This is a genomic window from Rubrimonas cliftonensis, from assembly GCF_900107585.1.
GTDB classification, from domain to species: domain Bacteria; phylum Pseudomonadota; class Alphaproteobacteria; order Rhodobacterales; family Rhodobacteraceae; genus Rubrimonas; species Rubrimonas cliftonensis.
The window spans coordinates 183,401-208,112 of sequence record NZ_FNQM01000001.1; the positions used below are offsets into that span (position 1 = coordinate 183,401).

The 24,712-nt window shown below is 67.5% G+C and carries 18 protein-coding genes; 7 read left to right on the top strand and 11 right to left on the bottom strand.

The genetic code is table 11. From position 1 onward, the window contains the following. Positions 1-14: 14 nt before the first annotated feature. Positions 15-1,310 carry a M24 family metallopeptidase gene (locus tag BLW43_RS00840; protein WP_093247587.1) on the top strand — a complete coding sequence of 432 codons (1,296 nt, stop codon included), beginning with the start codon at positions 15-17 and terminating at the stop codon, positions 1,308-1,310. 48 nt (positions 1,311-1,358) lie between these two features. On the opposite strand, the gene BLW43_RS00845 is transcribed toward BLW43_RS00840, so the two are convergent. The 3 genes from BLW43_RS00845 to BLW43_RS00855 all read right to left on the bottom strand — a co-directional run bounded on the left by BLW43_RS00845 (position 1,359) and on the right by BLW43_RS00855 (position 4,907). Further along, positions 1,359-2,684, bottom strand: a complete 1,326-nt coding sequence (locus tag BLW43_RS00845; RefSeq protein ID WP_093247588.1) for a serine hydrolase domain-containing protein — start codon at positions 2,682-2,684, stop codon at positions 1,359-1,361. 340 nt (positions 2,685-3,024) lie between these two features. Beyond that, entirely contained in the window at positions 3,025-3,924 is a 900-nt protein-coding gene (locus BLW43_RS00850; RefSeq protein WP_093247589.1) for a homoserine O-succinyltransferase, read from the bottom strand. 86 nt (positions 3,925-4,010) lie between these two features. Continuing rightward, complete coding sequence (locus BLW43_RS00855; protein ID WP_245730865.1) at positions 4,011-4,907, bottom strand: ATPase; 897 nt, start codon at positions 4,905-4,907, stop codon at positions 4,011-4,013. A 119-nt stretch (positions 4,908-5,026) separates the two neighbouring features. Between BLW43_RS00855 and BLW43_RS00860 the strand changes: the two genes are divergently transcribed. The 4 genes from BLW43_RS00860 (at position 5,027) to BLW43_RS00875 (ending at position 8,014) form a co-directional block, all read left to right on the top strand. Next, positions 5,027-5,332 carry a ribbon-helix-helix domain-containing protein gene (locus BLW43_RS00860; RefSeq protein WP_093247590.1) on the top strand — a complete coding sequence of 102 codons (306 nt, stop codon included), beginning with the start codon at positions 5,027-5,029 and terminating at the stop codon, positions 5,330-5,332. 91 nt (positions 5,333-5,423) lie between these two features. After that, positions 5,424-5,819 carry a VOC family protein gene (locus BLW43_RS00865; protein WP_093247591.1) on the top strand — a complete coding sequence of 132 codons (396 nt, stop codon included), beginning with the start codon at positions 5,424-5,426 and terminating at the stop codon, positions 5,817-5,819. Positions 5,820-5,890: 71 nt separating this feature from the next. Then, on the top strand, positions 5,891-6,427 hold the full coding sequence (locus BLW43_RS00870) for a Twin-arginine translocation pathway signal (protein WP_093247592.1): 537 nt from the start codon (positions 5,891-5,893) through the stop codon (positions 6,425-6,427). Between the two features lie 15 nt (positions 6,428-6,442). Further along, positions 6,443-8,014, top strand: coding sequence for a GMC family oxidoreductase (locus BLW43_RS00875; protein WP_093247593.1), 1,572 nt, complete (start codon positions 6,443-6,445; stop codon positions 8,012-8,014). A 70-nt stretch (positions 8,015-8,084) separates the two neighbouring features. Here BLW43_RS00875 and tmpT read toward each other — a convergent pair whose 3' ends face one another. From tmpT to BLW43_RS00890, 3 genes are all read right to left on the bottom strand, one after another. Beyond that, a complete protein-coding gene (gene tmpT, locus BLW43_RS00880) occupies positions 8,085-8,717 on the bottom strand; it encodes a thiopurine S-methyltransferase (RefSeq protein WP_093247594.1) in 633 nt (210 codons plus the stop codon). A 275-nt stretch (positions 8,718-8,992) separates the two neighbouring features. Continuing rightward, positions 8,993-9,586, bottom strand: a complete 594-nt coding sequence (locus BLW43_RS00885) for a VUT family protein (protein ID WP_093247595.1) — start codon at positions 9,584-9,586, stop codon at positions 8,993-8,995. Further along, the gene (locus BLW43_RS00890) at positions 9,583-10,233 is read right to left on the bottom strand and encodes an HAD-IA family hydrolase (protein WP_093247596.1); all 651 of its coding nucleotides are present in this window, start codon (positions 10,231-10,233) and stop codon (positions 9,583-9,585) included. The genes BLW43_RS00885 and BLW43_RS00890 overlap by 4 nt, the downstream gene beginning before the upstream one ends. Before the next feature lie 196 nt (positions 10,234-10,429). On the opposite strand from BLW43_RS00890, the gene BLW43_RS23310 reads away from it, so the two are divergent. Then, positions 10,430-10,699: a YjiS-like domain-containing protein gene (locus BLW43_RS23310; RefSeq protein ID WP_175478699.1), complete on the top strand. Its 270-nt coding sequence runs from the start codon at positions 10,430-10,432 to the stop codon at positions 10,697-10,699. 111 nt (positions 10,700-10,810) lie between these two features. Here the strand turns inward: BLW43_RS23310 and BLW43_RS00900 are convergent, their stop codons facing one another. Continuing rightward, positions 10,811-12,025 (bottom strand): NADP-dependent isocitrate dehydrogenase, encoded by a 1,215-nt coding sequence (locus tag BLW43_RS00900; protein WP_093247597.1) that lies wholly within the window; start codon positions 12,023-12,025, stop codon positions 10,811-10,813. A gap of 163 nt (positions 12,026-12,188) precedes the next feature. On the opposite strand from BLW43_RS00900, the gene BLW43_RS00905 reads away from it, so the two are divergent. Next, on the top strand, positions 12,189-13,250 hold the full coding sequence (locus BLW43_RS00905) for a TrmH family RNA methyltransferase (protein ID WP_139283943.1): 1,062 nt from the start codon (positions 12,189-12,191) through the stop codon (positions 13,248-13,250). Positions 13,251-13,275: 25 nt separating this feature from the next. On the opposite strand, the gene gghA is transcribed toward BLW43_RS00905, so the two are convergent. From gghA to BLW43_RS00925, 4 genes are all read right to left on the bottom strand, one after another. After that, positions 13,276-15,657 carry a glucosylglycerol hydrolase gene (gghA, locus tag BLW43_RS00910; protein ID WP_093247598.1) on the bottom strand — a complete coding sequence of 794 codons (2,382 nt, stop codon included), beginning with the start codon at positions 15,655-15,657 and terminating at the stop codon, positions 13,276-13,278. Positions 15,658-15,817: 160 nt separating this feature from the next. Then, positions 15,818-16,606, bottom strand: coding sequence for a M12 family metallopeptidase (locus tag BLW43_RS00915; RefSeq protein WP_175478700.1), 789 nt, complete (start codon positions 16,604-16,606; stop codon positions 15,818-15,820). Positions 16,607-16,737: 131 nt separating this feature from the next. Further along, entirely contained in the window at positions 16,738-17,838 is a 1,101-nt protein-coding gene (hemH, locus tag BLW43_RS00920; RefSeq protein WP_093247600.1) for a ferrochelatase, read from the bottom strand. Between the two features lie 180 nt (positions 17,839-18,018). Then, positions 18,019-24,636, bottom strand: coding sequence for an ExeM/NucH family extracellular endonuclease (locus tag BLW43_RS00925; protein WP_139283945.1), 6,618 nt, complete (start codon positions 24,634-24,636; stop codon positions 18,019-18,021). Between the last annotated feature and the right edge of the window lie 76 nt (positions 24,637-24,712).

Here is a 24,712-nt window from a genome sequence, read left to right on the forward strand (position 1 = left end):
ACAGGAGAACCGCCATGGACGCGCTGAACCCCCGCATCCTCCGCCCCGAGGATCTCGACCCAAACTGGCGCTGGGACCGGCACATTCCGAGCCATGGCCACACCGCCGTCGATTTCGAGCGCCGCGTCGACCACGACCGCCTGCGCCGCTACCGCCTCAGCCGCGCGCGCGAGGCGCTGAGGAACGCGCAGTGCGGCTCCCTGCTGCTCTTCGACGTCAACAACATCCGCTACGTCACCGCCACCAAGATCGGCGAGTGGGAGCGCGACAAGATGTGCCGCTTCGCGCTTCTGGCCGGCGACGACGAGCCGTTCGTTTGGGATTTCGGCTCCGCCGCCGTCCACCACAAGCTCAACTGCGACTGGCTCAACCCCGAGCACTGCCGCGCCGGCGTGGTGGGGATGCGCGGCACCATCCCGCCGAGCTTCGGCTTGATAAAGAAATACGCCGAGGAGATCGCGGGGCTGATCCGCGACGCCGGCATGGCCGACATGCCGGTGGGCGTCGACTACGCCGAGACGGCGATGTTCTTCGCCCTGCAGGAGGCCGGCCTGAAGGTCGTCGACGGCCAGCAGGTCATGCTCGACGCCCGCGAGATCAAGAACCAGGACGAGATCATGCTGCTCAACCAGGCCGCCGCCATGGTCGACGGCTGCTACCACATGATCTACGAGGAGCTTAAGCCGGGCGTGCGCGAATGCGACATCGTCGCGATGTCCAACAAGCTGCTCTACGAGATGGGCTCCGACGACGTCGAGGCGATCAACGCCATCTCCGGCGAGCGCTGCAACCCGCATCCGCACAACTTCACCGACCGGATGTTCCGCCCCGGCGACCAGGCGTTCTTCGACATCCTGCAGAGCTATCAGGGCTATCGCACCTGCTACTACCGCACCTTCAACATCGGCCGCGCCACGCCGGCGCAGAACGACGCCTATGTGAAGTGCCGCGACTGGCTCGACCACGCCATCTCGCTCATCAAGCCGGGCGTCAGCACCGACACGGTGGCGAAGGTCTGGCCGACGGCGCAGGAACTGGGCTTTCCCGACGAGCTTTCAGCCTTCGGCCTCCAGTTCGGCCACGGGCTGGGGCTGGCGCTGCACGAGCGGCCCATCATCTCGCGCGCCTGCTCGCTCGACCAGCCGCAGGAGATCAGGACCGGCATGGTGTTCGCGCTGGAGACCTACTGCCCCGCCGCCGACGGCTACTCCGCCGCGCGCATCGAGGAGGAGGTGGTCGTGACGGACAAGGGCTGCGAGGTGATCACGCTCTTTCCCGCAGAGGATCTGCCGATCGCCAACCGCTATTGAAGGGGCAGGGCCGGGCGCTGACGCCCGGCCCCCCGGGGTCGCGCCCGGTCAGTTCGCCATCGCGGGCGTCTCGTCCACCACGGCCTGATGCACGAGCTGCTTGATCATGCGGCGGTAGTAGGCGCGCGTGGCGCCGGGCTGCTGGGTCATCAGCACCGCGGCGATGCGCTCCTCGGGGTCGGCCCAGAAGAAGGTGCCGCCATAGCCCGCCCACATGAACTCGCCCTGCGAGCCCGGCACGCCGGCCACGCCATCCTGCTCGCGCACCATGAAGCCCAGGCCGAAGCTGTAGCCCGGCACGCCCATCAGCAGCTCGCCCGGCTCGACCGGCTGCGCGATGCGGTCGCCGAGATGATCTGACGTCATCAGCTTCACCGAGGTGGGGCTGAGGATGCGCGTCCCGTCCAGCGCCCCGCCGTTCAGCAGCATCTGCGTGAAGCGCAGGTAGTCGCCGGCGGTCGAGACGGCGCCGGCGCCGCCGCTGTCGTTGGCGGGCTGCTGGGACACGTCGATCATCGCATAGGGCTGGCCGGTGGCCGGATCGACGCCCGGCTCCACCAGCCGCATCGCCTCGTCCTCGTCCACGAAGAAGCCGGTGTCGTCCATGCCAAGCGGCGCGAACACCCGCGCCTCAAGGAAATCGCCCAGCCGCTGGCCGGAAGCCGCCTCGACCACACGCCCCAGCAGGTCCGATGCGAGGGAGTATTCCCATACCGTCCCCGGCTGGTGGACCAGCGGCGCCTTAGCCAGCGCCGCCACCTGCGCCGCCGGCTCGACCGAACGCGCGTCGAACGCCATGCCGCCGGGGTTGAACAGCCCGCCCTCGGCGTAGGCCGCCTTGACCGCCGCGTTGCCGGTCAGCTCGCCATAGGCCAGCCCGCTGGTGTGGCGCAGCAGGTCCTGCACCGTCATCTGCCGCGCAGCCGGAACCGTGGCGTAGGAGACGGTCCCGTAGACGTTCGCGCTGGCGACGCTCACGGGCGTCGAGGCGAACTCCGGCAGGAACTTCGAGACCGGGTCCGTGAGCTGCAGCTTCGCCTCCTCCATCAGGATCATCGCCGCGACCGAGACCAGCGGCTTGGTCATGGAGTAGATGCGGAAGACGCCGTCCTCGCCCATCGGCGCGTTGCCGGCGGGGTTCTGCGCGCCGAGCGCCGCGACATGGGCGAGCTGCCCGTCGCGCGCCACCATGATCACGGCGCCGGGCAGGGCGCCCTTGTCGATCTCGGCCTGAAAGGCCGCGTCGATGCGCGCGAGGCGCTCGACCGACATCCCGACCGCGGCCGGATCGGTGGTCGGCAGGGCCTGCGCCGCGGCGGCGAGCGCGTGCGCCCCCGCAAGGACGGCGGACAGCAGGAGAGTTCTGGCTGGCATGGGGATCCTCCATCGGGTCGCGGCGCATCTTTGTCGCGCCGCCCCCGCCGCATGGAGTGGCGCTTCGGGCCGCCTCACGGACGCCCAACCACAGGTTGTCGGAGGTTGGCGGGCGCCGCAAGGCGGATGCGCGGCGGAGTTGCAGATAGGGGGCGTTTGGGGGGCGCTTGTCGACCCATGCGAACATTCGATGTGCTCAAGGCTGTTGTTGCGCGCGAGGGCTCATCGACGCCCACACGGCGTCTGTATGCGCTTGTTCTCAACGACCGACGCGACGCCCTTTCAGCGCCCGGCGGCGCCAGCCCTTAGCCGCCTTCCGCGCGGCGCGAGGACAGGCCCGTCAACACCAGTCGAACGGCGTGTGCTGGTAGAGTTCGTTGATCCAGTTTCCGAACAGCAGATGCGCATGGCTGCGCCAGCGGTTCTCCGGCTGGCGGGACGGGTCATCTCCGGGGAAGTAATTCGCCGGCAGTCCGATCTCGGTTCCCGCCTCCTGATCGCGGATGAACTCCTCGGCCAGAGACGTCGTGTCGTATTCGATGTGGTTGAACATGTAGAGCGCGTGGCGCCCCGGCTCCTCCACCAGCGCCGGCCCGGTGGCGGGCGAGGTCAGCAGCACGCGCAGTCCGGCCGGAAGATCCGCCTCCCGCGTTTCCGTCCAACGACTGACGGGGATCACGATGTCGTCGGAGACGCCGCGCAGAATCGGCGCTCCGGGGGCCAGATTGCGGTGCCGGAAGCACCCGAACGCCTTTCTCGGCAGGTCGCGCTTCGGCGTGCCGTGGAAGTGGTGCAGCATCGCCTGCGCGCCCCAGCAGATCGCGAAAGTCTCGCGCACGTTGGTCTGGGTCCAGTCGAAGACCGAGCGCAGCTCCTCCCAGTATCCGACCTCCTCGAACGGCATCCGCTCGACCGGCGCACCCGTGACGATCAGGCCGTCGAAGCGCTGCTCATGCGCCTCAGCGAATGTGGTGTAGAACGCCTCCAGATGCTCCGAGGGCGTGTTGCGCGACTTGTGCTCCGTCATGCGCAGCAGCGTGAACTCGATCTGCAGCGGCGTGGCGCCGATCAGCCTGGCGAACTGCGTCTCGGTCCGCACCTTGTTGGGCATGAGGTTGAGCAGCGCGATGCGCAGCGGGCGGATGTCCTGCCGCGCGGCGGCGTCCGCGCCCATCACCATCACGCCCTCGTCGCGCAGCACGTCGATCGCGGGAAGGTTCTCCGGAATCCGTATCGGCATGGAGCACGTCTCCCCCTGAGCTGGCTCTCTCGGCGCGGGCAGGTCACTTGCCGCCGAAACCGGCGGGAATCAAGCTCCCGGGATGCTTACGACGTCACGGCGCCGTGCTCGGCGGCCGCGGCGACCGCATCCCCGATCAGGGCGTCGAAAGCCTCCGCCGAGCGCACGCGGGCGATGTCCGCCGCGTCGACCGTGACGCCCCAGTTGTCGCCGATGGCCGCATAGAGCGGGCGCCGATGCTCGACGATGCGGCGGAAACCCCAGCGGGCGAAGGCGTCTGGATCGACCTCGGTCTCGGCCAGACCGCCTTGCCCGCGATACTCCCGCCAGATCTGCCGAAGGAACTCCTCGTTGTAATACATGGGCTTGGGCGCAGCGATGAAACGGCGCACAAGCTCCTCAGCCATCGCGTCGGTCTCGCGGATGCGCACCAGCAGCATCGCCTCCGAGAGCTGGACGAGCACCGGGTCGGTAGGATCCATCGGATCCACCACCTCGCAGATCGAACCGCCGGTGTCGCAGATCACATGGTGATAGCCGTAGATCTCGCGCGCCTTCTCGATGAACTCCGGCGCGTCGAGCAGCGCCGAGATCTCCGCCTCGCGATGCTGACGCTGTCTTCGGACATATTCCTCGAACGGCAGCCCGCCGCGCGCCGTATCTCCAGGCTTGCCGAGATAGGTGCTGAGCGGCGCGAGGTTTTCGAAGGTGATGTTCGACGCGATGTAGATGGAGTCGCTCATCAGCAACTCGCGCAGCAGAGGGGTCTGCATCGCGGCGCGCTTGAACGCGTCGACGATCCTCTCGCCCATGTAGCGGGTGCCGATGCGGTAATCGACCGAGTAGTGGAACCAGTCGCCGGCGCCCCGCAGCATCTGCGCGATCGACGTCTTCCCGACGCCCGACATGCCGATCAGCGCCACCGCCTTGCGGGGCGCGGCGACATAGGCTTCGCGGTGGGGATAGATCAGGGGACGGCGCATCCGCAGCGGTTAACCCATTTGCGGGCGCTTGTCAGCCGGCGTAAAGGCGCGGCGCTTGCGTCCTGACGCTTCGCGCGTGATCGTCGCCTCAAACAACAGACGACGGGAGCGATGACGCCATGTGCCGAATTTTCGCAGGCCAGGATCCGGAAGACTACGAGAGCGAGACCCGTTCTCTCCGGCTGCACGGCCATTGCACCAGCATCCGGCTGGAACGCGCATTCTGGGCCGCGCTGGAGGACATCGCCGCCGCCGATGGGCTGACGACGCCGCAGTTCATCGGGCGCCTCCACGACGAAGTCATCGAGATGCACGGCGAGGCGCGCAACTTCACGTCGCTGCTGCGCTGCGCCTGCCTCGTTCATCTGGGCCGCATGGCGCGCGGCCCGCGCCACAAAGCAGGCGCGGCCCTCGCGGCGGAGTGACGCTGCCGTGCGACGTATTATCCCGCTACCACCCCGGTCGCCGGGGCGGGGTTAGGCTTGTTCCAACTCTGACAGTTTGGGGAGGCCGCCGGTGGCGAAGGCCATACACATGATGATCCGCGTGCTCGAGGAGGCGCGGTCCGTCGCGTTCTACGAGCAGGCGTTCGCGCTCAGGATCGCTGACCGCTTCGATTTCGAGACGTTCACCCTCGTGTACCTGCGCAACGCGGATGCGGATTTCGAAGTGGAGCTGACCGTCAACAAGGGGCGTGCGGAGCCGTACGAGCACGGCGACGCCTACGGTCACATCGCCTTCGCCGTCGACGACGTCGACGCCGAGCACGCGCGTTTCAAGGCGGAGGGCTTCAATCCGCGCGACGTGAAGGAGTTCCATCGCGACGGCGCGCTGCTGGCGAAGTTCTTCTTCGTCGCCGACCCCGACGGATACCAGATCGAAGTTCTTGAGAAGCACGGCCGCTACCGCTGAGCGGCCCAACCCAGGAAGCGGCCAGCCCGGCGCAAGACCGGGGCGCGCCGACACACCAAGGAGGAAACGTCATGCTGACCCTCGAGCGCCGCGGGATATCGCGTCGCGCCCTACTCTCGCAGGCGGCGGCGGTGGGCGCCGTCGCCGTCGCCGGACCCGGCTTCATCGCCGCGCCGGACGCCGCGTGGGCGATGGAGACGAAAGCCGTCGACCCCAAGGCCATGGCGACCCTGCTGCAGATCGCGCGCGACATCTATCCGCACGACCATGTCGCGGACCGCTTCTACGCCGTCGCCATCCGCGGCCATGACGACGCCGCCGCGGAGAACCCCGCGCACAAGGCGCTCATCGAAGGCGGCGTGGCGGGCCTCGACGCGCTCGCCGAGGCGGAGGGCGCGGCGGGCTACGCCGCCGTCGGCTGGGAGACCGATCGCGTCGCGCTTCTGCGGAAGATCGAGGACGGCGCGTTCTTCCAGACCGTGCGCGGCGGGCTCGTGGTGAGCCTCTACAACCAGAAGGAGCTGTGGCCGCTCTTTGGCTACGAAGGCGAGTCGTTTTCGCAGGGCGGTTACATCGACCGCGGCTTCGACGACATCGCGTGGCTGTGAGGGGAGGGTCGAAGAATGTCTGCACCTTTTGACCTGAACGACGAAAGCGTCGTCGTCATCATCGGCACCGGCGCGGGCGGCGGCACGCTCGCCAACGAACTCGCGCAGAAAGGCGTCAAGGTCGTCGCGCTCGAGGCGGGCGGGCGGCATCTTCCCGAGGACTACGTCAACGACGAGTGGGCGAGCTTCTCGCAGCTTTCGTGGCTCGACTCGCGCAGCACGTCCGGCACATGGCGCGTGGCGAAGGATTTCCCCGGCCTGCCGGCGTGGATCGTCAAGGCCGTCGGCGGCTCGACCGTGCATTGGGCGGGCGCGTCGCTGCGCTTCCAGCCGCATGAGTGGAAGGCGCGCACCAGCTACGGCGCGGTCGAGGGCGCCAACCTCATCGACTGGCCCATCGACGCGGAGGAGATGGCGCCGTGGTACGACGCCGCCGAGAAGAAGATGGGCGTGACCAACACCAACGGCCTGCCGCCGCTGCCCGGCAGCAACAACTACAAGGTGTTCGAGAAGGGCGCCAGGGCGCTCGGCTACAAGGAGGTCCACACCGGCAACATGGCGATCAACTCGGTCGATCGCGACGGGCGCCCGCCCTGCCAGCAGACCGGCTTCTGCTTCCAGGGCTGCAAGTGGGGCGCGAAGTGGTCCACCGCCTACACCGAGATCCCGCGCGGCGAGGCGACCGGCAACCTTGAGGTGCGCGAGAACGCCCAGGCGCTGCAGATCGAGCACGACGCCAGCGGCAAGGTGACCGGCGTGGTCTATGCCGGACCGAACGGCGCGCGCCTGCGGCAGGCGGCGCGCGCGGTGTGCGTGGCGGGCAACTCCATCGAGAGCCCGCGGCTCCTGCTCAACTCGGCCTCGTCGATGTTCCCCGACGGGCTCGCCAACGGGTCGGGACAGGTGGGCCGCAACTACATGCGCCACCTCACCGCCTCGGTCTATGGCGTGTTCGACAGGCCGGTGAAGATGTGGCGCGGCACCACCATGGCCGGCATCATCCAGGACGAGGCGCGGCACGACCCCTCGCGCGGCTTCGTCGGCGGCTACGAGATGGAGACGCTCAGCCTCGGCCTGCCTTTCATGGCGGCGTTCCTCGACCCCGGCGGCTGGGGCCGCGAGTTCGCCTCCGCCCTCGACGGCTACGAGAACATGGCGGGCATGTGGATCGTCGGCGAGGACATGCCGCAGGAGAGCAACCGCATCACCCTCAACGCCGACGCGCCTGACCAGTACGGCCTGCCGACGCCGAACGTGCACTACAGCGACCATCCCAATGACGTCGCGATGCGCGACCACGCCTTCCGGCAGGGCAAGGCGATCTACGACGCGGTCGGCGCCACCCGCACCTTCCCGACGCCGCCCTATCCCTCCACCCACAACCTCGGCACCCTGCGCATGAGCGAGCGGGCCGAGGACGGCGTGGTGAACCGCTTCGGCCGCGCGCATGAGGTGAATAACCTGTTCGTCTCGGACGGCAGCCAGTTCACCACCGGCGGGGCGGAGAACCCGACCCTGACGATCGTGGCGCTCGCCATCCGCCAGGCCGATCACATCGCGAAGGAGATGGCGGCCGGCGCGCTCTGACGCGCTCGCAACGCGCCGGGCCGCCGCGCTCCCGCGCCGCGGCCCGGCGTCGACCATCGGTCGGCGAAGGTCAGGTCAGCAGCCAGGCCGCCTCGCTCGCGGGGCAGCGGCCCTTGAGCCCGCCGGCCACCGGCCGCTCCGCGATCTTGCTCAGGGCGTAGTCGCCGGCGTGCAGCCTCTCCATCTCCGCCTCGTTGACCGAGAAGGGCGGGCCTTCCAGCGCCGACTGGTCGTATTCGAAGCAGATCACGAACTGCGGCGCGCGCTGCGTCAGGCTTCGCAGATGCGTGGCGTAGCGTGTGCGCATGTCGTGGGGCAGGGCGACGGTCGCCGCCCGGTCATAGACGGCTTCGACCGGGCCCAGCCGCTCTGCGGTCAACTCGAAGATGTCGCCCACGAAGATCTCGACGTTCTCGGCGCTGAACTTGACAAGCGATCCGTCGACGACCGTCTCAGGCGCGCAGCCGAGTTCATCGAACAGCTGGCGGACGGCGATCTCGCTCAACTCCGCGCCCGCAACCCGGTGGCCTCTCGACAGAAGCCATGCGATGTCGCGCGTCTTGCCGCAAAGCGGCACGAACACCCGATCGCCCGGCTCCGTCCCGAGCGCGCCCCAATGCGCGACCAGAAGCTCGTTGGCCTCGTCCTCGTGGAAGCCGATCTCGCATGCTTCCCAGCGCTTGCGCCAGAAGTCCGCGTCCATGGTGAAACTCCCAATCGCCCGTCTCGGGGCCGGGCCGAAGCCGGCCATGGTCGATAAACCAAAAAGGGCCGCGCTGTCGCGCGGCCCCCGTGAACTTGCAATGCGTCCGGCCGGAACGGGCCGGGCCCACGCCTGTCACATGCGGAAAAGAGGCTGCCCTTTCCCGACCGAAACACGCGCATTCCAAGCCAGACGCTGCGAAGTCACTGACATTGGACCACCTCCTTTCCATTGTTGAACCGATGCGTGGAAGGTGGCCGCATTCGCCGTCCTGTTCAAGCCCGAACCGATAACCCCCGCGAAATAGCCCGGTATGGGCCGAGAGCAGCCAATGCGATGAGCAGTTTGACGCAGAAATCACCAACCGCGAGGCTCACCCAGAACGGCGCGGCGGGGCCGACGCCAAGCAGCGGCGCCGACTCCAGCGCCCAGGGCTCGTTCGGGCCGAGAAACGCCGCCTGAGCCGAGAACGCCAGCGTGAAGAAAACCGCCGTGTCGAGCGCCGAGCCGAGAATGGACGAGGCGAGCGGCGCGCGCCACCATGCCCCCGCGCGCAGCCGGTCGAAAACGGCCACGTCGAGCAGCTGGGCGAGCAGGAAGGCGCTCCCGGAGGCGATGGCGATGCGGGGAGAGGCGAGCGCCACCGACAGCGCCACCGCGACGGCGAAGCCCGCAAGCACCACCCGCCGCGCCGCCGCCGGGCCGAACCGGCGGTTCGTCAGGTCGGTCACGAGGAAGGCGAAGGGATAGGTGAAGGCGCCCCAGGTGAGAAAATCGCCCACGGGATACTGCACGAGGACGTTCGACGCCGTGACCAGCGTCGCCATGGCGACGACGCCCCATGCGGCCTGCCTCATCGTCTGCGTCATGCGCGCATCTCCCCAAGTGCGGCGTCGATCTCGGCCCGCGTCAGGAGACCGGCGGCGATCAGCGCGTCATGGAGGCCATCGGCCCCGGTGAAGTGGTGGCCCCGCCAGCCGCGCGCCTCGGCGGCGGCGATGTTGTATGGCTTGTCGTCGGTGAAGAAGAGCGTCTCCGGCGCATGCGGAACGGCCGCCTCCAGCGCCGCGTAGATCTCGGGCTCCGGCTTGTTGGCCTTCACTTCGGCGGAAACGACGCAGACGTCGAACTCGTTCAGGAAGGGAAACATCTCGCGCGCGATGGCGAGCGTGTCCGAGGCGAAATTCGTGAGGCCATAGACCGGCGCGCCCTTGGCCTTCAGCGCGCGCAGGCACGCAACGGAGCCGTCGATGGCGGGGCCGATCGTCTCCGGCCAGCTGGTCCACCACGCCCGGATGAGGTGGGCGTGTTCGGGATGTTTCGCAGCATGGCGCTCCACGCCCTCGGGCATCGGTTCGCCGCGATCGAAGCCGGCGTTGACCTCCGGCGGCATGATCTCGGCGAAGAAGTGCGCGCGCGCCGCGTCGTCGGGGATCAGCCGGCGATAGAGCGGCGCCGGATCCCATTTCACGAGCACGTCGCCTATGTCGAAGACCATCGCTTCAGGCTGCGCCATCGCGCCTCTCCTTCCCGGTTTCAGGCGTGAGGGCCGTAGCGCGCCGCTGCGAAGCGGGCAAGCGGCGCGTTTCGAAGGAGGCGGCGCCGCGCATGACGGCAATGCGCGACGCGGCGAAAGCGAATGTTGCAAAACTGTCGTAACATCTACATGTCTATACAGCTGGAGCGATGCGCTTTCCGGAGGAGGCGGTTTGATGCGGTCTCACGCAATTCACTGGTCTGATGTGACGGATGTCGGCGGCTCCGTGTGGCGGGCCGCGATCATGGCGCTGCGCGAGGCGCGCGAGAGACGCCGCGCCGTCTCCGAGCTTCGCGGCCTCGACCGCGAGCGGCTGGCGGACCTCGGCATCACCCGCGAGCAGATCGAGGACTATGTTTCGGGGCGGCTCGGCGGCTTCGCGCGCCCGCGGCTTCGGGTGGTGGAAGGCGGGGCGCGGCGGGCGCCGTATTCTCGGGTTGCCTAAGGGCGCCGCCCGGCGCGGAGCGCGGCGCAGGCCGGGCGACCCCCCCTGAAACGGGAACGGCCGCCAGGCTGGCGGCCGAACCACTTGTCGTGGCAGGCCGGGCGCAGGGCCTCAGCCGGGCAGGGCCTTGTTGAGGTTCTCGTCCACCTTCTCGAGGAAGCCCATGGTCGTCAGCCATTTCTGGTCGGGGCCGACGAGCAGCGCCAGATCCTTGGTCATGTCGCCGGCCTCGACCGTCTCCACGACGATGCGCTCCAGCGTCTGCGCGAAGGTCAGCAGCGGCTGGTTGTCGTCGAGCTTGGCGCGATGCTTGAGGCCGCCAGTCCAGGCGTAGATCGACGCGACGGAGTTGGTGGAGGTCTCCTTGCCCGCCTGATGCTGGCGATAGTGGCGGGTGACGGTGCCATGGGCGGCCTCGGCCTCGACGGTCTTGCCGTCCGGCGTCATCAGCACGGAGGTCATGAGGCCGAGCGAGCCGAAGCCCTGCGCCACGGTGTCGGACTGCACGTCGCCGTCGTAGTTCTTGCAGGCCCAGACATAGCCGCCCGACCACTTCATCGCGCAGGCCACCATGTCGTCGATCAGGCGGTGCTCGTAGGTGATCTTCGCCTTCTCGAACCTGTCCTTGAATTCCTCGTCATAGACCTTCTGGAACAGTTCCATGAAGCGGCCGTCATACTGCTTCAGGATCGTGTTCTTGGTGCTGAGATAGACCGGCCAGCCCAGCGAGAGGCCGTAGTTCATCGAGGCGCGGGCGAAGTCGATGATCGACTGGTCGAGGTTGTACATCGCCATGGCGACGCCGGAGCCGGGCGCGTCGAACACCTCGCGCTCGATGGTCGTCCCGTCCTCGCCGACGAACTTGATCGTCAGCTTGCCGGCGCAGGGGAACTTGAAGTCGGTGGCGCGATACTGGTCGCCGAAGGCGTGGCGGCCGACGACGATGGGCTGGGTCCAGCCCGGCACGAGGCGGGGGACGTTCCGGCAGATGATCGGCTGGCGGAAGATCACGCCGCCGAGAATGTTTCGGATCGTCCCGTTGGGCGACCGCCACATCTGCTTGAGCTTGAATTCCTCGACCCGGCCTTCGTCGGGCGTGATGGTCGCGCACTTCACGCCGACGCCGTACTGCTTGATGGCGTTGGCGGCGTCCACGGTGATCTGATCGTCGGTCGCATCCCGCGCCTCGACCCCGAGATCGTAGTATTTCAGGTCGATGTCGAGGTAGGGCAGGATCAGCTTCTTCTTGATGAAGTCCCAGATGATCCGGGTCATCTCATCCCCGTCGAGTTCAACGACCGGGTTCTGCACCTTGATCTTGCTCATCTGCGCCCCTCTCATGCGGCCCAAGGCCGTGCGCGGCGGACGCTAAGCCGCGGCCTCCTGCGCTGCAAGACGGGCGAATGCGGCGTTTGCGCGCTTTGCGCCGAACGCCGCCGCGTCGCGGGCCCGCTTGCCGCTGCGCCAAGAGGTTGGTAACGGCCTGCGCATGTCAGGAACCGACAGCAGCAAGCTCCCCCACTGGGATCCGGACGGGCCGGCCATCGTGCTGGTGCGGCCGCAACTGGGCGAGAACATCGGCGCGGCGGCGCGCGCGATGTGGAATTTCGGCCTGCGGCGGCTCCGTCTCGTCGAGCCGCGGGACGGCTGGCCCAACCCGAAGGCGGTGGCGATGGCGTCCGGCGCCGCGGGCGTGCTCGACGAGGCGCGCGTGTTCACGTCCACGGCGCAAGCCGTCGCGGACTGCGCCTGCGTCTACGCCACCACGGCGAGGCCGCGCGACATCGCCAAGCCGGTGCTGGAGCCGGCCGAGGCCGTGCGCGACATGCGGGGCAGGATCGCGGCCGGACAGAAGGTGGCGGTCCTCATGGGGCCGGAGCGCACCGGCCTTGAGACGGATGACATCGTGCAGGCCAACGTCATCGTCTCCGTGCGCACCAATCCCGCCTTCGCGTCGATCAATCTCGCCCAGGCCACGCTCCTGATGGCCTACGAGTGGCGCAATTCGGAAGACGTGGTCCGCGCCCCCGCGACGCCCGACCTCGCGACCGGCGGCAAGGTCGCAATGCTGCTCGACCATCTGAGCGAGGCGCTGGCTCGGGCCGGATATTTCCGCCCCCCCCACAAGGCGCCCGCCATGCGCCGGCACATCGACAACATCTTCCGCCGCGCCCCGTTGACCGAGCAGGACGTCCGGACGCTGCGCGGCGCCGTGCGCGCGCTCGACGAGGGGCCGCGCCGCGCGGCCGAGCGCACGCCCGTCGAATGCGCGGACATGAGCCAGCTTCGCGAAGGCATCGACGCCATCGACGCCGCGCTCATGCGGCTCTTCGCCGAGCGCACCGAGCACATCGAGCGCGCCGCCGAACTGAAACGGCGTGACGGCCTGCCGGCGCTCATTCCGGAGCGGGTGGAGGAAGTCGTGCGCGGCGTGCGCGCCAAGGCCGAGGGCGCGGGCCTCGACGCCGCGCTCTACGAGACGATCTGGCGGCTGCTCATCGACCATGCGATCGCGCTGGAGGAGGCGCGGCTCGCGTCTCCCCGTTCCTGACAGCCGGCGCCGCACGCCCGGCGCGTCATCCCCTGGTGAGCACGACGCCCATGCCGTCGTGCAGCACAAGCTCCCCGCCCTCGTAGTCGGCGCCGATCTGGGGAGATCGCAGCCGAACGCGCCACGCGTCGACGGAGGCGCCGGCCACCGCGGGCGGACACAGGTGAGCAGGATCGAAGGCGCCCGTGCTGTCGCCCTCTAGGTGGACGACGGTCAGCACTTCCTCGCGATCGTCCGGGCTGCGCCGGTAGCCGGTGATGACCACGGCGCCCTGCACCGGGCGGCGGTAGTCGAAGTACTCGCCGGCGCGCAAGTTCCGCCTCAGCCATGGCCGCGCCAGCCGGAACTCGCGCAGTGACAGCATCATCGCCGTCTGCGCTTCGCCGAGGTGCTCCAGGTAGCCCGACACGTTGCAGTAGTCGTGCATGTCGTCCATCCACGCGCGGGCGACGCGCTTCAGGAGCGTGGTGTCATAGGGCGAAGGCCCCTCCAGCGGCGGGTCGACGTCGTTGAGCAGCTTGGCGATGATCTCGAGATCGTATCCCGTGACGTCCACCAGCGCCGGCAGGAAGTCGAAGAACCGCGCGAGCTGGTCGCGGGTCTCGAACCCGAGATCCTTCAGCCGACGAAACGCGCCGGGGCGCGAGTAGCTGTACTCGTCGACCTGCCATTTGAGCGAGATCGCCTCCTCGGCCACGATCTTCACGCCCCAGCGGTCGTCCTGGTTGCGGATGAAGCCCCAGGACGCGCGCGCGGTGGCGTTGAGAAAGTCCATCGGCACGCCCGGCAGCGCGGCGTAGGTGAGCATCTGCACCGCGGCGTTGTCGTAGGCCTTGTCGAGGATCTCCATGCGCGTCTCGCCGAGGCGCGTGTTGATGTTGAGCTTGGGGTTGATCTGGGTGCCGCGGCGCAGCGTGTCATGGTTCGCGACACCGGAGATCCAGTTCTCGCCCACGTCGAGCATCTCCCGGATGCGCCACCATTTCGACAGCCAGAAAGTATAGAGAAACGGCGTGTTGTGGGCGAAGGTCAGCGGCCCCCACTGGAACACGTCGTCGTCGCGCTGGTTCTCGATCACGGCGCGGTAGGAGGAACTCAGCTCCCAATCCTCCTGCGGCCAGGGCCGGCCGTCCTCGAAGATGAACCACGGCCGGTAGCGGACGCCGGCGACCTCCTGCACGACGTCGGCCATCGCCTGCAGATAGTGGTCGTCGTGGCGCAGGGTCTGGGCGTCGCTGTCCCACCACTTGAAGTCCTGCGCGCCGTCGACGCGCACGCCGTCCGCGCCGTAGTCGACCTTGCGCCGCTGCATCTCCAGCATGATCGCGCGAACCACCGGGTTACGGTAGTTCATGTTCTGGCCGTACATGTTCGGGCCGGCGAAGTAGTGGCTGTTGAGCGCGTCGAGCCCCTGATTGTCGGCGTGCCCGAACACGACGTCGAAGATCAGACGCTTCGGCGCACCAGGAAAGTTGTGCAGCGCCACGGCGAGGTCGATCAGTTCGTCGGGGCGTCCGGTCTCCAGCAGGGCTGGGTTCACGGCCGCCGCGCCAGCGATGACGACGTCGTAGCCCCAGTTGGTCGTGTCGGGGCGGCGCAGGTCGACCGACAGCGCGTCGTCGCCGCCGCTTTCGATCTCGGACCAGAAGGCCGGGCCCGCCTCATAGACCGTCGTCGGCTCGACCGGCAGCAGCTGCACCGCCTCATAGCCGAGAAAGACGCGGTCGGCGGGCGCAAGCTCGACGCCGCGCCGCACCCTGTCCGCCAGCATGTCGATGTGGCGCGCAAGGCTCGCGAGCGTCATTCCCGCGGTGGCGGTGGGCGCGTGGACCTGGAGGATGTTCGCGGCGGGACCAAGCTTCACAGGGTCGGCGCCGCCGGGCGACGCGTCGCGAAGGGCTGCGAAATAGGCTCGGTCGCCGCGGGTGGCCTGCATCGAGGCCACGTCGTAATACTCCGCCGGAGCGAATGCGCCGAAGGGCAGCGAGGCAGCCAGCGGGTCGAGGATGCGCCGCCACGCTCCTTCGGCGTCCCGCCAGGCGAGCGCGTAGAACGAGCCTACTGTCTCGCGCGTGCCCGGCGTCATGCCCTCCACCGCGGTGAAACAGAACGCCTCGACGCGCGCCACCGGCGCGAGCGTCCGACGGAAGCGCGCCATCTGGCGCGACGTGACTAGGCTCAGCGGGGCTTCCGGCGTCAGCACCTCCAGAAACACGTCGCCGTCCGGCACACGCCGCTCGAGCAGCTCAGGGGCCCAGAAGCCCACTTCGCAGAGGGCGCCCCTTCGATGCGCGCCGAGCATCCGGGCCAGCGCAGCCGCCCCATCGAAGGCGTTGGCCGCGTCGTGCAGCGCCGCCGTTGCGGCCGTGGCGAGGGCTTCGGTTGCGTCGTCGTCTCGGGCGATCATGGCGGTCTCCGGGTTGGACGCCCCCGGTGCTACCCTGTGCGCCGGCGCAAAGTCACCCCCTTGTGAGGGTGAACGCCTCGTCCGGGCCGGCGCGTCAGGTGTTCCTTGCCGTCACCGCGGTACTGATCTGAGTGCGGCGCACAACCTCCGGCGCCGCCTTTCACTGGCTGAAGCTCCGCCCGCGCGCGCCCGGCTTGTCAGCCTTCGTGCTCGTTGAAGTGAAAGTCGTCAGCGTCTGGGCCTTCTTTGCGAGGGACCACGCCTTGATGTTCTTGCGCGTCGCCTCGCACCACGCAACCGGGTTTGGCCGCCCTATAGGCAGTGGGCGTCCGTTGCATTGATAGATGTTTTTCAGAACCCGAATGTCGGTTTCACTCAAATACGTCTCTGGCTCTGTGATGGTTGGATCAACCGCTCTTGCTGCACTTCGGAAACGTCCGTACATCATGATCGACTGGAAGTCACACGGACCGAGCGACACGAATTTGTTCTCTTCAATATGTTTGACCATGTTTTCGAGCGTAAATGGTCTTTCGCCCCGGCCGGTGCTGAGCAAGGCGTCGATTACCTTGGGATTTTCGAGTGGATAATGAACGTGATACTGCTCGTGAGCCATGCCGAGCGCATGGCACAGTTCGTGGAACGGCGTTCGCTCCTTGTGGCTGCCATCGGCGTCAGTCGGATTGACGCTGACGATCTGTTCTCCGCCTTGACGGCCGATATCGGAGTGGAAGTGCGCCGTCTCGACCAGCTTGATCCAGGAACCCTTTGCTCGCGCCTTCTCAGGCTTCATCACCTCGAAGATGACGAAGTCGTAGCCGGCTTTGAAGCATGAGTTGAACTTGTTGATCGAGGCGGTCAGGACATGCACACGTTCGTCGCTCAACGCTTCGTTGAGAACAACAGGAGCAGGCATTTCCCAGAGCTTTGTCTTGTAGTCAGCGATCAATACGGGCGTGGCTAGCATCCTTCCGGCAAGCAAGCGCTCGGGACAGGGTACAATCCAACATTGTACCTGTCATCCGGTGAAGCTGAAGCGGAACGTCGATGCGCCCATATTTCTCTCGCGGGACCGCTCGATTATCCTGAAACGACCGCCTCTTTCACCGGCGCCCAGCCCTGCATCTCGTTCTTCAGGATCGCCACCATCATGTCGATGTGCGTCGCGTCGTCGTTGAGGCAGGGGATGTAGGTGAAGCTTTCGCCGCCGGCCTCCTCGAAGCTCTCCTTGATCTCCTCGTTGATCTCCTCGAGCGTCTCGACGCAATCCGACGAGAAGGCCGGCGCCATGATCGCGATGCGCTTCTTGCCGGCCTTGGCGAGGCGGGCGACCTCCTCGACCGTGTAGGGCTGGAGCCATTCCTCGGGGCCAAAGCGCGACTGGAAGGTGACCTTCACCTCCTCCTTGTCGAAGCCGAGGCGCTCGCGCATCAGCCGCGTCGTCTTGCAGCACAGGCAGTGATACGGGTCGCCTTCCTTGAGGTAGCGGAACGGCAGGCCGTGATAGCTCGTCACGAGCACGTCGGGGCGATGGTCGAGCTTCGCATAGGCCCGCTCGACCGACTGCGCCAACGCTTCGATATAGAGCGGATGGTCGGCGTAGTGCGGCACGGTGCGGATCGCCGGCTGCCAGTTCATCTTCATCAGCGTCCGGAAGGCGTGGTCGTTGGCTGTGGCCGTCGTCGGCGCGGAGTACTGCGGATAGAGCGGGAAGAAGACGATGCGCTCGCAGCCTTCGTCCTTCAGTCGCCGGATTGCGCCGTCCGTCGAGGGATTGCCGTAGCGCATGCAGAAATCAACCATCACGCTGTCGCCGTAGAGCTTTGCGAAGGCCGTCCGCACCTTTTCGGTCTGGTTGCGCGTGGTGGTGAGCAGCGGGCTCTCGTCGGCCTCGTTGTTCCAGATGCCCCGATAGGCCTCGCCCGACGAGAACGGCCGCTTGGTGAGGATCACGAGTTGCAGGAGCGGCTGCCAGAGCCATGAGGGGTAGTCGATCACGCGCTTGTCGCTCAGGAACTCGCCGAGATAGCGCCGCATCGACCAGTAGTCGGTGCCGTCGGGCGTACCGAGGTTGACCAGCAGAACGCCGACTTTCGCCGGTGCGACAGGCGGATGGTCCGGCGTGGCGTGCGTGAGACGGCCCATGCCCGGCGCATCGCGTCGTGACTGCATGTCCAGCATAGCGTCGTTCTCCATCATCCCCTGCGGCGTGGAGACACATAGCGGTTTGGGCGGCGTGATCAAACCCGCAACGGGCCATCCCGCAAGATGGCGTGGCCACACGTGAAAAGGCCCGGCGCATGCGCCGGGCCTTTCGTTGGATGCGGGGCGCGCTCCGGCTGGCCGGAGCGCAGGCGCGGGTCAGGCGACCAGCAGATCGCCAAAGACCGAACTGGTGAAGTTGACGATCTGTCCGTCGTCCTCGAGCCCGCTGACGATCAGCGTGTCGCCGTCCCCGGCGATCGTGAGGATGAGGCGGTCGCCGCCGGCGTCGCGGGCGCCGGTGATCTCGGCGCCGCCGAGGTCGATGAGATCGTCGGCGTCCACCGTCAGGCGCTTCACCTCGCGCTGGCCGTTGGCGAAGTCCTCGGCGAAGAACTGGAAGACGTCCTCGCCGCCGCCGCCTTCGGCAGTCTCGCTGCGGCCTGCACCGAGACGGATGATCTCGTCCGCCTCGCTGCCGACGATACGGTCGCTGCCGGTCTCGCCGACAATGATGATCGGCTCCGCCACGCTCTGCAAGTTGAGACCGATGATGACCGGATCATGGTCGGACGACGCGAACGGGCCGAGGTCGCCGAACTCGGCGAAATCGGACTCGTTGTACTGGATCGAATAGGCCTCGACGCTGTTGATGTTCCAGATCGTCGAGCCGGTCACCTGGTCGAGCAGGCTGTCATTGGCGAAGGCGTAGTCCAGCGTCCCGCCTTCACCGTTGAAGTAGTAGGAGATGGCGTCTTCCGCCGCGAGGTTGGTGAAGCCTTCCGCTTCGAGCGCCTTGATCGCGCGCTCCATCGCATAGGCGTTGAAGTCGCCGATGGTCAGGTGGTCGGCGTCGCCCGAGCCGGTCGGGTCGGTGGCGAGCCACGCCGCAAGCTCCTGAGCGGCGGCGATGCGGGTCAGCGCAGCCGAACCCTCCACGGGATTGTCGTCCGCCTCGCCGTCGACGACCGCGCCCGTGGTCGAGCCCTTCGACTTGAAGTGATTGACCGACACCGTGAACACCTCGCCGGTGCCGACCTCCTCGAAGCTCTGCGCGACGGCGGGGCGGGACTGCGGGGAGCCGGGCGTGAAGGGCGCGGTGAAGGCCTCGTCCTCGAGCACCGCAAAGTCGCCCTTCGGCGCGACCGTCTCGGTCTTGAAGATGATCGCCTGCTTGATCGCGTCGCCGCCGACCTTGCCCGTGGCGATGAAGTCATAGACCTCGGCCCCGAGGGCCGCATTGATCGCGTCAACCAGCGCCGAGACCGCCTCATCCGGAACGCCCGAGAGATCGTTCTCGATCTCGATGAGGCCGAGGATGTCGGCGTCGATGGCCGTGATCGCCGCGACGATCTTGGCGGTCTGGGCGGTCAGCTCGGCCGCGGTCTCCGCGCCCCGGGCGGCGCCGTTCTCCGAAACCAGGGTCGTGAAGTAGTTCAGGACGTTGAACGATGCGACCTTGAGGCGGCCGCCGACGTCGTCGGGCGCATCCTGACGCGGGTTCGGGTTCACCGAGGCGTCGAACTCGACCGGTGCGGAGGTCTCCACCTTGTACTCGCCGAAGGTGAAGTTCATCGCGCCCTCGATGGCGCCGCCCACGATGCCGTCGCCGACGCGCGGCGCGCTGGTGAGGCTGTCGTCGACCGGGTTCTCGAAGACGAGCAGGTTCCGCTCATTGGCCGCGGCGAGCGCCTCGGCCTCGGGCGAGAAGCTCTCGAACGCCTGGGTCGGCTGCACGAGGGGATCGCCCGCCGTCACGCCCACTTCGCCGAAGTTGGTGAAGGCGTCGCTTACGCGCAGCGTCTCGCCCTCCGCCGCCGTCGCCCGCACGAGCATGCCCTCGAGGCTCTCGTAGAAGGCCGCCGGATCGGTCGCGTCGGGAAGCGGAAGGGTGAACTCCACCGCCGGCGGGAGATCCGCGCCCTCGGCGATGACCGTGATCGGGCCGAGGCCGCTGAGCTGCGTGAGGGTGAAGAACTCGGAGACGTTCGCATCGAACTCGAGCAGGTCGCCTACCGAGACGGTCGGATCGGAGCCGGTGAAGACGAAGATGCCTTCGGAAGTGGCCGCATCGCCGTCGCTGTCGGCCGCCTCTTCCTGAAGGAAGAAGCCGTTGAGCTGGTTGCTGACGACCGTGACCACCGCCTGCACCGTCACACGCTGGCCGGCGAGCGGAGATGCGTCGCCCGAGCCCTGTATCGCGGAGATCAGGGTGAGTTCGGCGTCGCCATCCCCATCGCCATCGCCATCGTCGCCGGCGTCGCGGCCATAGGCCCCGAGATCGTCAAACGTGTTGTTGGGAAACACGTCCCACTCCACCGAGGCGTCGAAGGCGTCGAAGGCCTCGGGATCGCCCTCGGTGACGCCTTCCTTGCGGCGCAGCGTATCGTCCTGGCCGCCGCCCGGCCACTCGGTGCCGGGATCGACGCCGATCTGGCCGAAGCTGTCGATGATCACGCCATCCTTGACGAGCGTGATGACGTCATCGCCGTTGAACCAGCCGGAACCCTGGGTCTGGTCGGCGACGGCAAGGATTTCGGCGGCCGCGCTGCTCTGGGCCACGACGTAGGTCCGGCCGTCTTCGACGCTGCCCGTCAGCGCGATCGTCAGACCGGCGCTGGAATTGCCGTTGAAGTAGTACTGGAGCGAGTATCCCTCCGCCGCGAGATCGATATCCACGCCGGTGTCATTGTAGATCTCGACGGCCTTGTTGTTGGACGAGCCCTCGATGATCTCGGTGAGATAAATGGCGCCGGACTCCGCGACATCATCGAAGACCGAGTCGGCACGGAAGGTGAGGTTCTGGATGCGCGTGTCGAGCGCGATTTCGGTTTCGGCGATCGCGTAGGGCGTTTCGAGGAAATTGGCGGCGAGATACTCCGCGAGGGCGTCCTGCTCGGTGCCGTCGTCGGCGAAGGTGGCGAGACCCGTCTGTACGCCAGCCTCGATCAGATCCACCCGGTCGACCGCGTCGCCCACGGGGAAGGGATAGCCGTCGCCGCCGCTTGCGAGGAAGCCCAGCGTCACGACGCGGATGCTCGCATCCGGCGACACCGTCTCGCGGTCGCGGACCAGCTCGATCGCCACGGAGCCGTCCTCGTTCAGCACCGCGGCGTTCACGATGCGCGCGCCCGGCGCGAGTTCGGGGTCGAAGCTGAAGCTCACGCCGGCGACCTGCGGGAAGCGGCCCTGCTGGTTGGTCCCGCCGTTAAAGTCATAGGTCGAGGCGGCGACGCCGTGCTCCAGCACCGCGCGAAGCTCCGCGCCGGTGAGAGTGACGAGTGAGAGGTCGTTGTTGAAGCGCAGGGCGTTGCCGATGTCGTTCTGGCTGATACCGCCGGCCGGCTTGATCACGGCGCCGTCGGCGTCGAGAATCTCCTCGTTGGGCGTGCGCACGGCTTCGGTGCTGTTCGGCGGCACGATGATCTGGCCGATGTCGTCGCGGATGCCGCCGCCGTTCTTGATCGACACGAGAACCGTGGCGTCGGTCTTCTTGGCTTCCGCCAGGTTGGCGTCGGCGGTGAGGTTGCCGAGGTTGGTCTCCTCCTGGCGCACCTCCGGACGAAGGCCGGCGAGATAGACCTCGCTGACGCCGAAGACGTTGCTTTCCTTCGACTGGATCTCGGCCCCGATCAGGTCGGCGACCGCCTGGATCTCCGGGTCGATCAGGCCTTCCGCGCCGAGGTCGGCCACGCCCTGCGCGTCGGTCGCGTAGGCGCCCGAAACAGCGCTGTCGTAGCTTTCGGCGATGATGTTGCCGGCGGCGTCGAAGTCGATCACGAGGCGGCCCACATACTTGTAGGAGCCGTCGGTGTTGACGACGAGCGTATCGGTTCCGCCGGCGTTCTCCACGACGATGGGGTACTCACCCTGAACGCTGTCGCCGTCGCGCGCCCGATCGTTCTCGTCGAAAAGTCGGGTGTTGGAGCCGCCCGCCACGATGATGTCGACGTTTTCGAGCCGTGCGGCGAGCTGCTGCTCGATGGCGATCTGCTGCATGTGGGCCAGCAGGATCACCTTGTTCATGGACGGGTTGGCGTCCAGCAGCGCGTCGACCTCGGCCTGGATGATCGCGGCGAGCGCGTCGATCTGTTCGGCGGTGGGGTCGCCGTCGAACTGCTCGGGCAGAACGCCGAGCAGGCCGGGGCTGGAGATGAAGTCGATGGTCGGCGTCGTCGCGCCCACGACGCCGATCAGTTCGCCGCCCTCCTCGAGGACGACGGAGGACGTGACCGTACGCGCCATCGGCGTGCCGCCGCCGGCGACCTCCAGCGGCGCGAGGCTCGGCTCGGTCGAGAAGTCGAGATTGGCGGAGAGGTAGGGGAAGAGCGTTCCCTCATAGGCCGGCACGCCCGGGAAGGCGTAGGACAGGAATTCCTCGGCCGTCGCAGAGTCGAGATCGACGTCGAAAGTGCCGTCGATCAGGTCGGCGATGAACGGCGAACCGAAGTCGAACTCGTGGTTGCCGAACGCGATCGCATCCCAGTCGAGCTCGTTCTGGATGATCATGTCCGCGACGCCGGCCTGGCCGAAGACCGCCGCGGAGGCCTGGAAGAACAGGCCCGGCAGGATCGCGTCGCCGGACGACAGGCGCAGCGTCGCGTTGGCGCCGACGTCCTGCGCCTCGAGCGCGTTCATAACCGCGGAAAGGCGCGGGGCGTCGAACACGGCCTGCGTAGACGCCTCTTGGTCGGCGACATGAAGCAGCTGCAGCGTGAAGATGGTCGACTGCTCGAAGCCCGGCGAGCCAACGGCGGGCTGGCTGGCGCTGTTCACGGCGGCGGTGGTCGCCGCGCCGTTGACGCCGTCCACGGAGAAGGCGCCGGCTTCGACCTCGTAGGACTGGCCGCCGTCGTCGTTCGCGTCGGGGAAGGCCTCGAAGTCGAGCAGCGCGTCGTCCGCGTCCAGCCCGTCGTTCTCGTCGTCAATGAACAGCGCCACCGCGTCGCCGCCCTGACCGAGCCCGGCGCCGTTGTAGAAGCCGACCTTGACGTCGGGGTCGATCACGCCGGCCCAGACTTCAAGGAACTCGGCGACGTCGCCGGCGTCGCCCTCGACGAAGATCGCGCTCTCTCCGGCGGCGATGCTGGCGACGCCCTCCATGAGATCGGCCACGTTGCGGTCGGCGCTCTCGTCGTCGAAGTAGAGCGCGCCGTCTGCGGCCGTCCACGCGGCGTCGCCGAAGTTCGTCACCTCGAACCAGTCGGAAGTGAGGTTGTTGCCCGGGTCGTTGCCCGGCCACATCTCGGTGACCTGGAGGTCAAAGGTCGGCGCCGGGGCGACGAACTCGAGCGTATACACCGAAATGGAGCCGCTGATCTCGTTAGCCACGGCGATCTCCGTGAGGCCGCTCTCGCTTTCATCGGAGGAGACGACGGCGATCGTCTCCGGCCCGAGGTCGCTCAGCAGGAGGTTGGCCGTGTCGTTGGAGCCGTCGCCATCGACCACCGTGTCGATGTAGGTCAGGAAGACCGCGTTCACGGGGTCGGTCACATCGTAGACCATGACGCCGTTGACGCGCTCAAGCCCGATCAGCGCGAGCGTGTGGCCGTCCACATGGGCGATGGCGATCGCCTCCGGCTCGGGGCCCTTGGCGTCGGAGCGCGTGTCGACGTCGAAGGGCTCGTCGTTGTTGACGTTGAAACGGTTGGGGAAGTCCCGAGCGATGATCTGCTCGAAGTCGTCGCCGCTGTCGAATACGACGTTGCCGTCGGCGTCGAAGATGGTGAAGGAGCGCGAGCCGAAGCTGAAGAGCTGGTCGAAGTCGCCGTCGCCGTCGAAGTCGCCGTCGACCGCGGAGACGGTCAGTCGGCCGATGCCGTTGTCGGACTGCAACTGGCCGAGGCCCTGAAAACTGGAAGGATCGAGGTCGATGTCCTCGACGCGGGTCTCGTCCTCGTAGAAGTCGTACTCGCGGCCGTCGCCCTCGTTGGCGGTGGCGTAGTAACTCTGGCCGTCCACGACGAAGGCGGCGATGGCGTCGGGCATCCGCATGCCCTGGACGGGAACCGTGCGAACCTCGACGATGTCGTCGCGGTCGGAGGGGTCGATACCCTGGCCCTCGATCGAATGGTCGACCGTTCCGAGCGCCTGGATGGCGGTGAACGCCTTCGCCGTCATGTCGAACACGGCGACGGCGTTGTTCTCCTGAAGGGTGACGAACAGGTTTCCGGTCTGCGGGTCGACGGTGATGTACTCGGGCTCGAAGTCGACCGAGGCGGCGGCGCCTTCGCGGATGCGGACGCCGGCCGCGCGCAGCGCGTCTTCCTGGCCGTCGAAGGCGGTGAAGTCGAAGATCTCGACGGTCGACGCGCCGAGGTCTGACGCGTCGGGCGTGATCACCGCGACGCCGCCTGAGGGGTCGGTCCCGTCGTCGGCCGGCTCGCCCTCGAGCGCGACGACGATCTGGCCGCCGGGCGTGAAGGTCAGCATGTCGGGCAGCGCGCCGACTTCAAGCACCGCCGCGGGGGCGCTGGTGTCGGCGGCGTCGAACAGCGCCACGAAGCCGTTCTGCGTCTTGTCGGCGTTCGCGACTGCGGCCGCGATGAGGCCGTCCTTCACCGCGACGGACGTGACGCCGCCGCCGTTCGGGACGCCGGCGAGGCTGATCGAACCGATCTTGCCGTCCGCGACGGTGTATATGTCGATGGCGTTGGCGTCAGCGTTGGTCGAGTAGAAGCGTCCGCCGTCGTGGACGACGACTTCGCTGCCGCCTCCATCGAAGACCCCGGTTTCAAATCGGGCGATGCGGTTTACGCTGATGTCGAGTGGCGCCATCGGGTTCAATCTCCATGACTGGGTACAGTCGCGGCAGGCGACCGGTCACACGCTGGTCAACAAACGCGCAGCGGCG

Excerpts from the sequence above, each read along its gene's own strand:
- BLW43_RS00840 (WP_093247587.1), top strand. The coding sequence starts at position 15 with ATGGACGCGCTGAACCCCCGCATCCTCCGCCCCGAGGATCTCGACCCA.
- BLW43_RS23310 (WP_175478699.1), top strand. The coding sequence starts at position 10,430 with ATGCGGTCTCACGCAATTCACTGGTCTGATGTGACGGATGTCGGCGGC.
- BLW43_RS00855 (WP_245730865.1), bottom strand. The coding sequence starts at position 4,907 with ATGCGCCGTCCCCTGATCTATCCCCACCGCGAAGCCTATGTCGCCGCG.
- BLW43_RS00905 (WP_139283943.1), top strand. The coding sequence starts at position 12,189 with ATGTCAGGAACCGACAGCAGCAAGCTCCCCCACTGGGATCCGGACGGG.
- BLW43_RS00870 (WP_093247592.1), top strand. The coding sequence starts at position 5,891 with ATGCTGACCCTCGAGCGCCGCGGGATATCGCGTCGCGCCCTACTCTCG.
- BLW43_RS00885 (WP_093247595.1), bottom strand. The coding sequence starts at position 9,586 with ATGACGCAGACGATGAGGCAGGCCGCATGGGGCGTCGTCGCCATGGCG.
- tmpT (WP_093247594.1), bottom strand. The coding sequence starts at position 8,717 with ATGGACGCGGACTTCTGGCGCAAGCGCTGGGAAGCATGCGAGATCGGC.
- BLW43_RS00875 (WP_093247593.1), top strand. The coding sequence starts at position 6,443 with ATGTCTGCACCTTTTGACCTGAACGACGAAAGCGTCGTCGTCATCATC.
- BLW43_RS00845 (WP_093247588.1), bottom strand. The coding sequence starts at position 2,684 with ATGCCAGCCAGAACTCTCCTGCTGTCCGCCGTCCTTGCGGGGGCGCAC.
- BLW43_RS00925 (WP_139283945.1), bottom strand. The coding sequence starts at position 24,636 with ATGGCGCCACTCGACATCAGCGTAAACCGCATCGCCCGATTTGAAACC.
- BLW43_RS00890 (WP_093247596.1), bottom strand. The coding sequence starts at position 10,233 with ATGGCGCAGCCTGAAGCGATGGTCTTCGACATAGGCGACGTGCTCGTG.
- BLW43_RS00900 (WP_093247597.1), bottom strand. The coding sequence starts at position 12,025 with ATGAGCAAGATCAAGGTGCAGAACCCGGTCGTTGAACTCGACGGGGAT.
- gghA (WP_093247598.1), bottom strand. The coding sequence starts at position 15,657 with ATGATCGCCCGAGACGACGACGCAACCGAAGCCCTCGCCACGGCCGCA.
- BLW43_RS00860 (WP_093247590.1), top strand. The coding sequence starts at position 5,027 with ATGTGCCGAATTTTCGCAGGCCAGGATCCGGAAGACTACGAGAGCGAG.
- hemH (WP_093247600.1), bottom strand. The coding sequence starts at position 17,838 with ATGCTGGACATGCAGTCACGACGCGATGCGCCGGGCATGGGCCGTCTC.
- BLW43_RS00850 (WP_093247589.1), bottom strand. The coding sequence starts at position 3,924 with ATGCCGATACGGATTCCGGAGAACCTTCCCGCGATCGACGTGCTGCGC.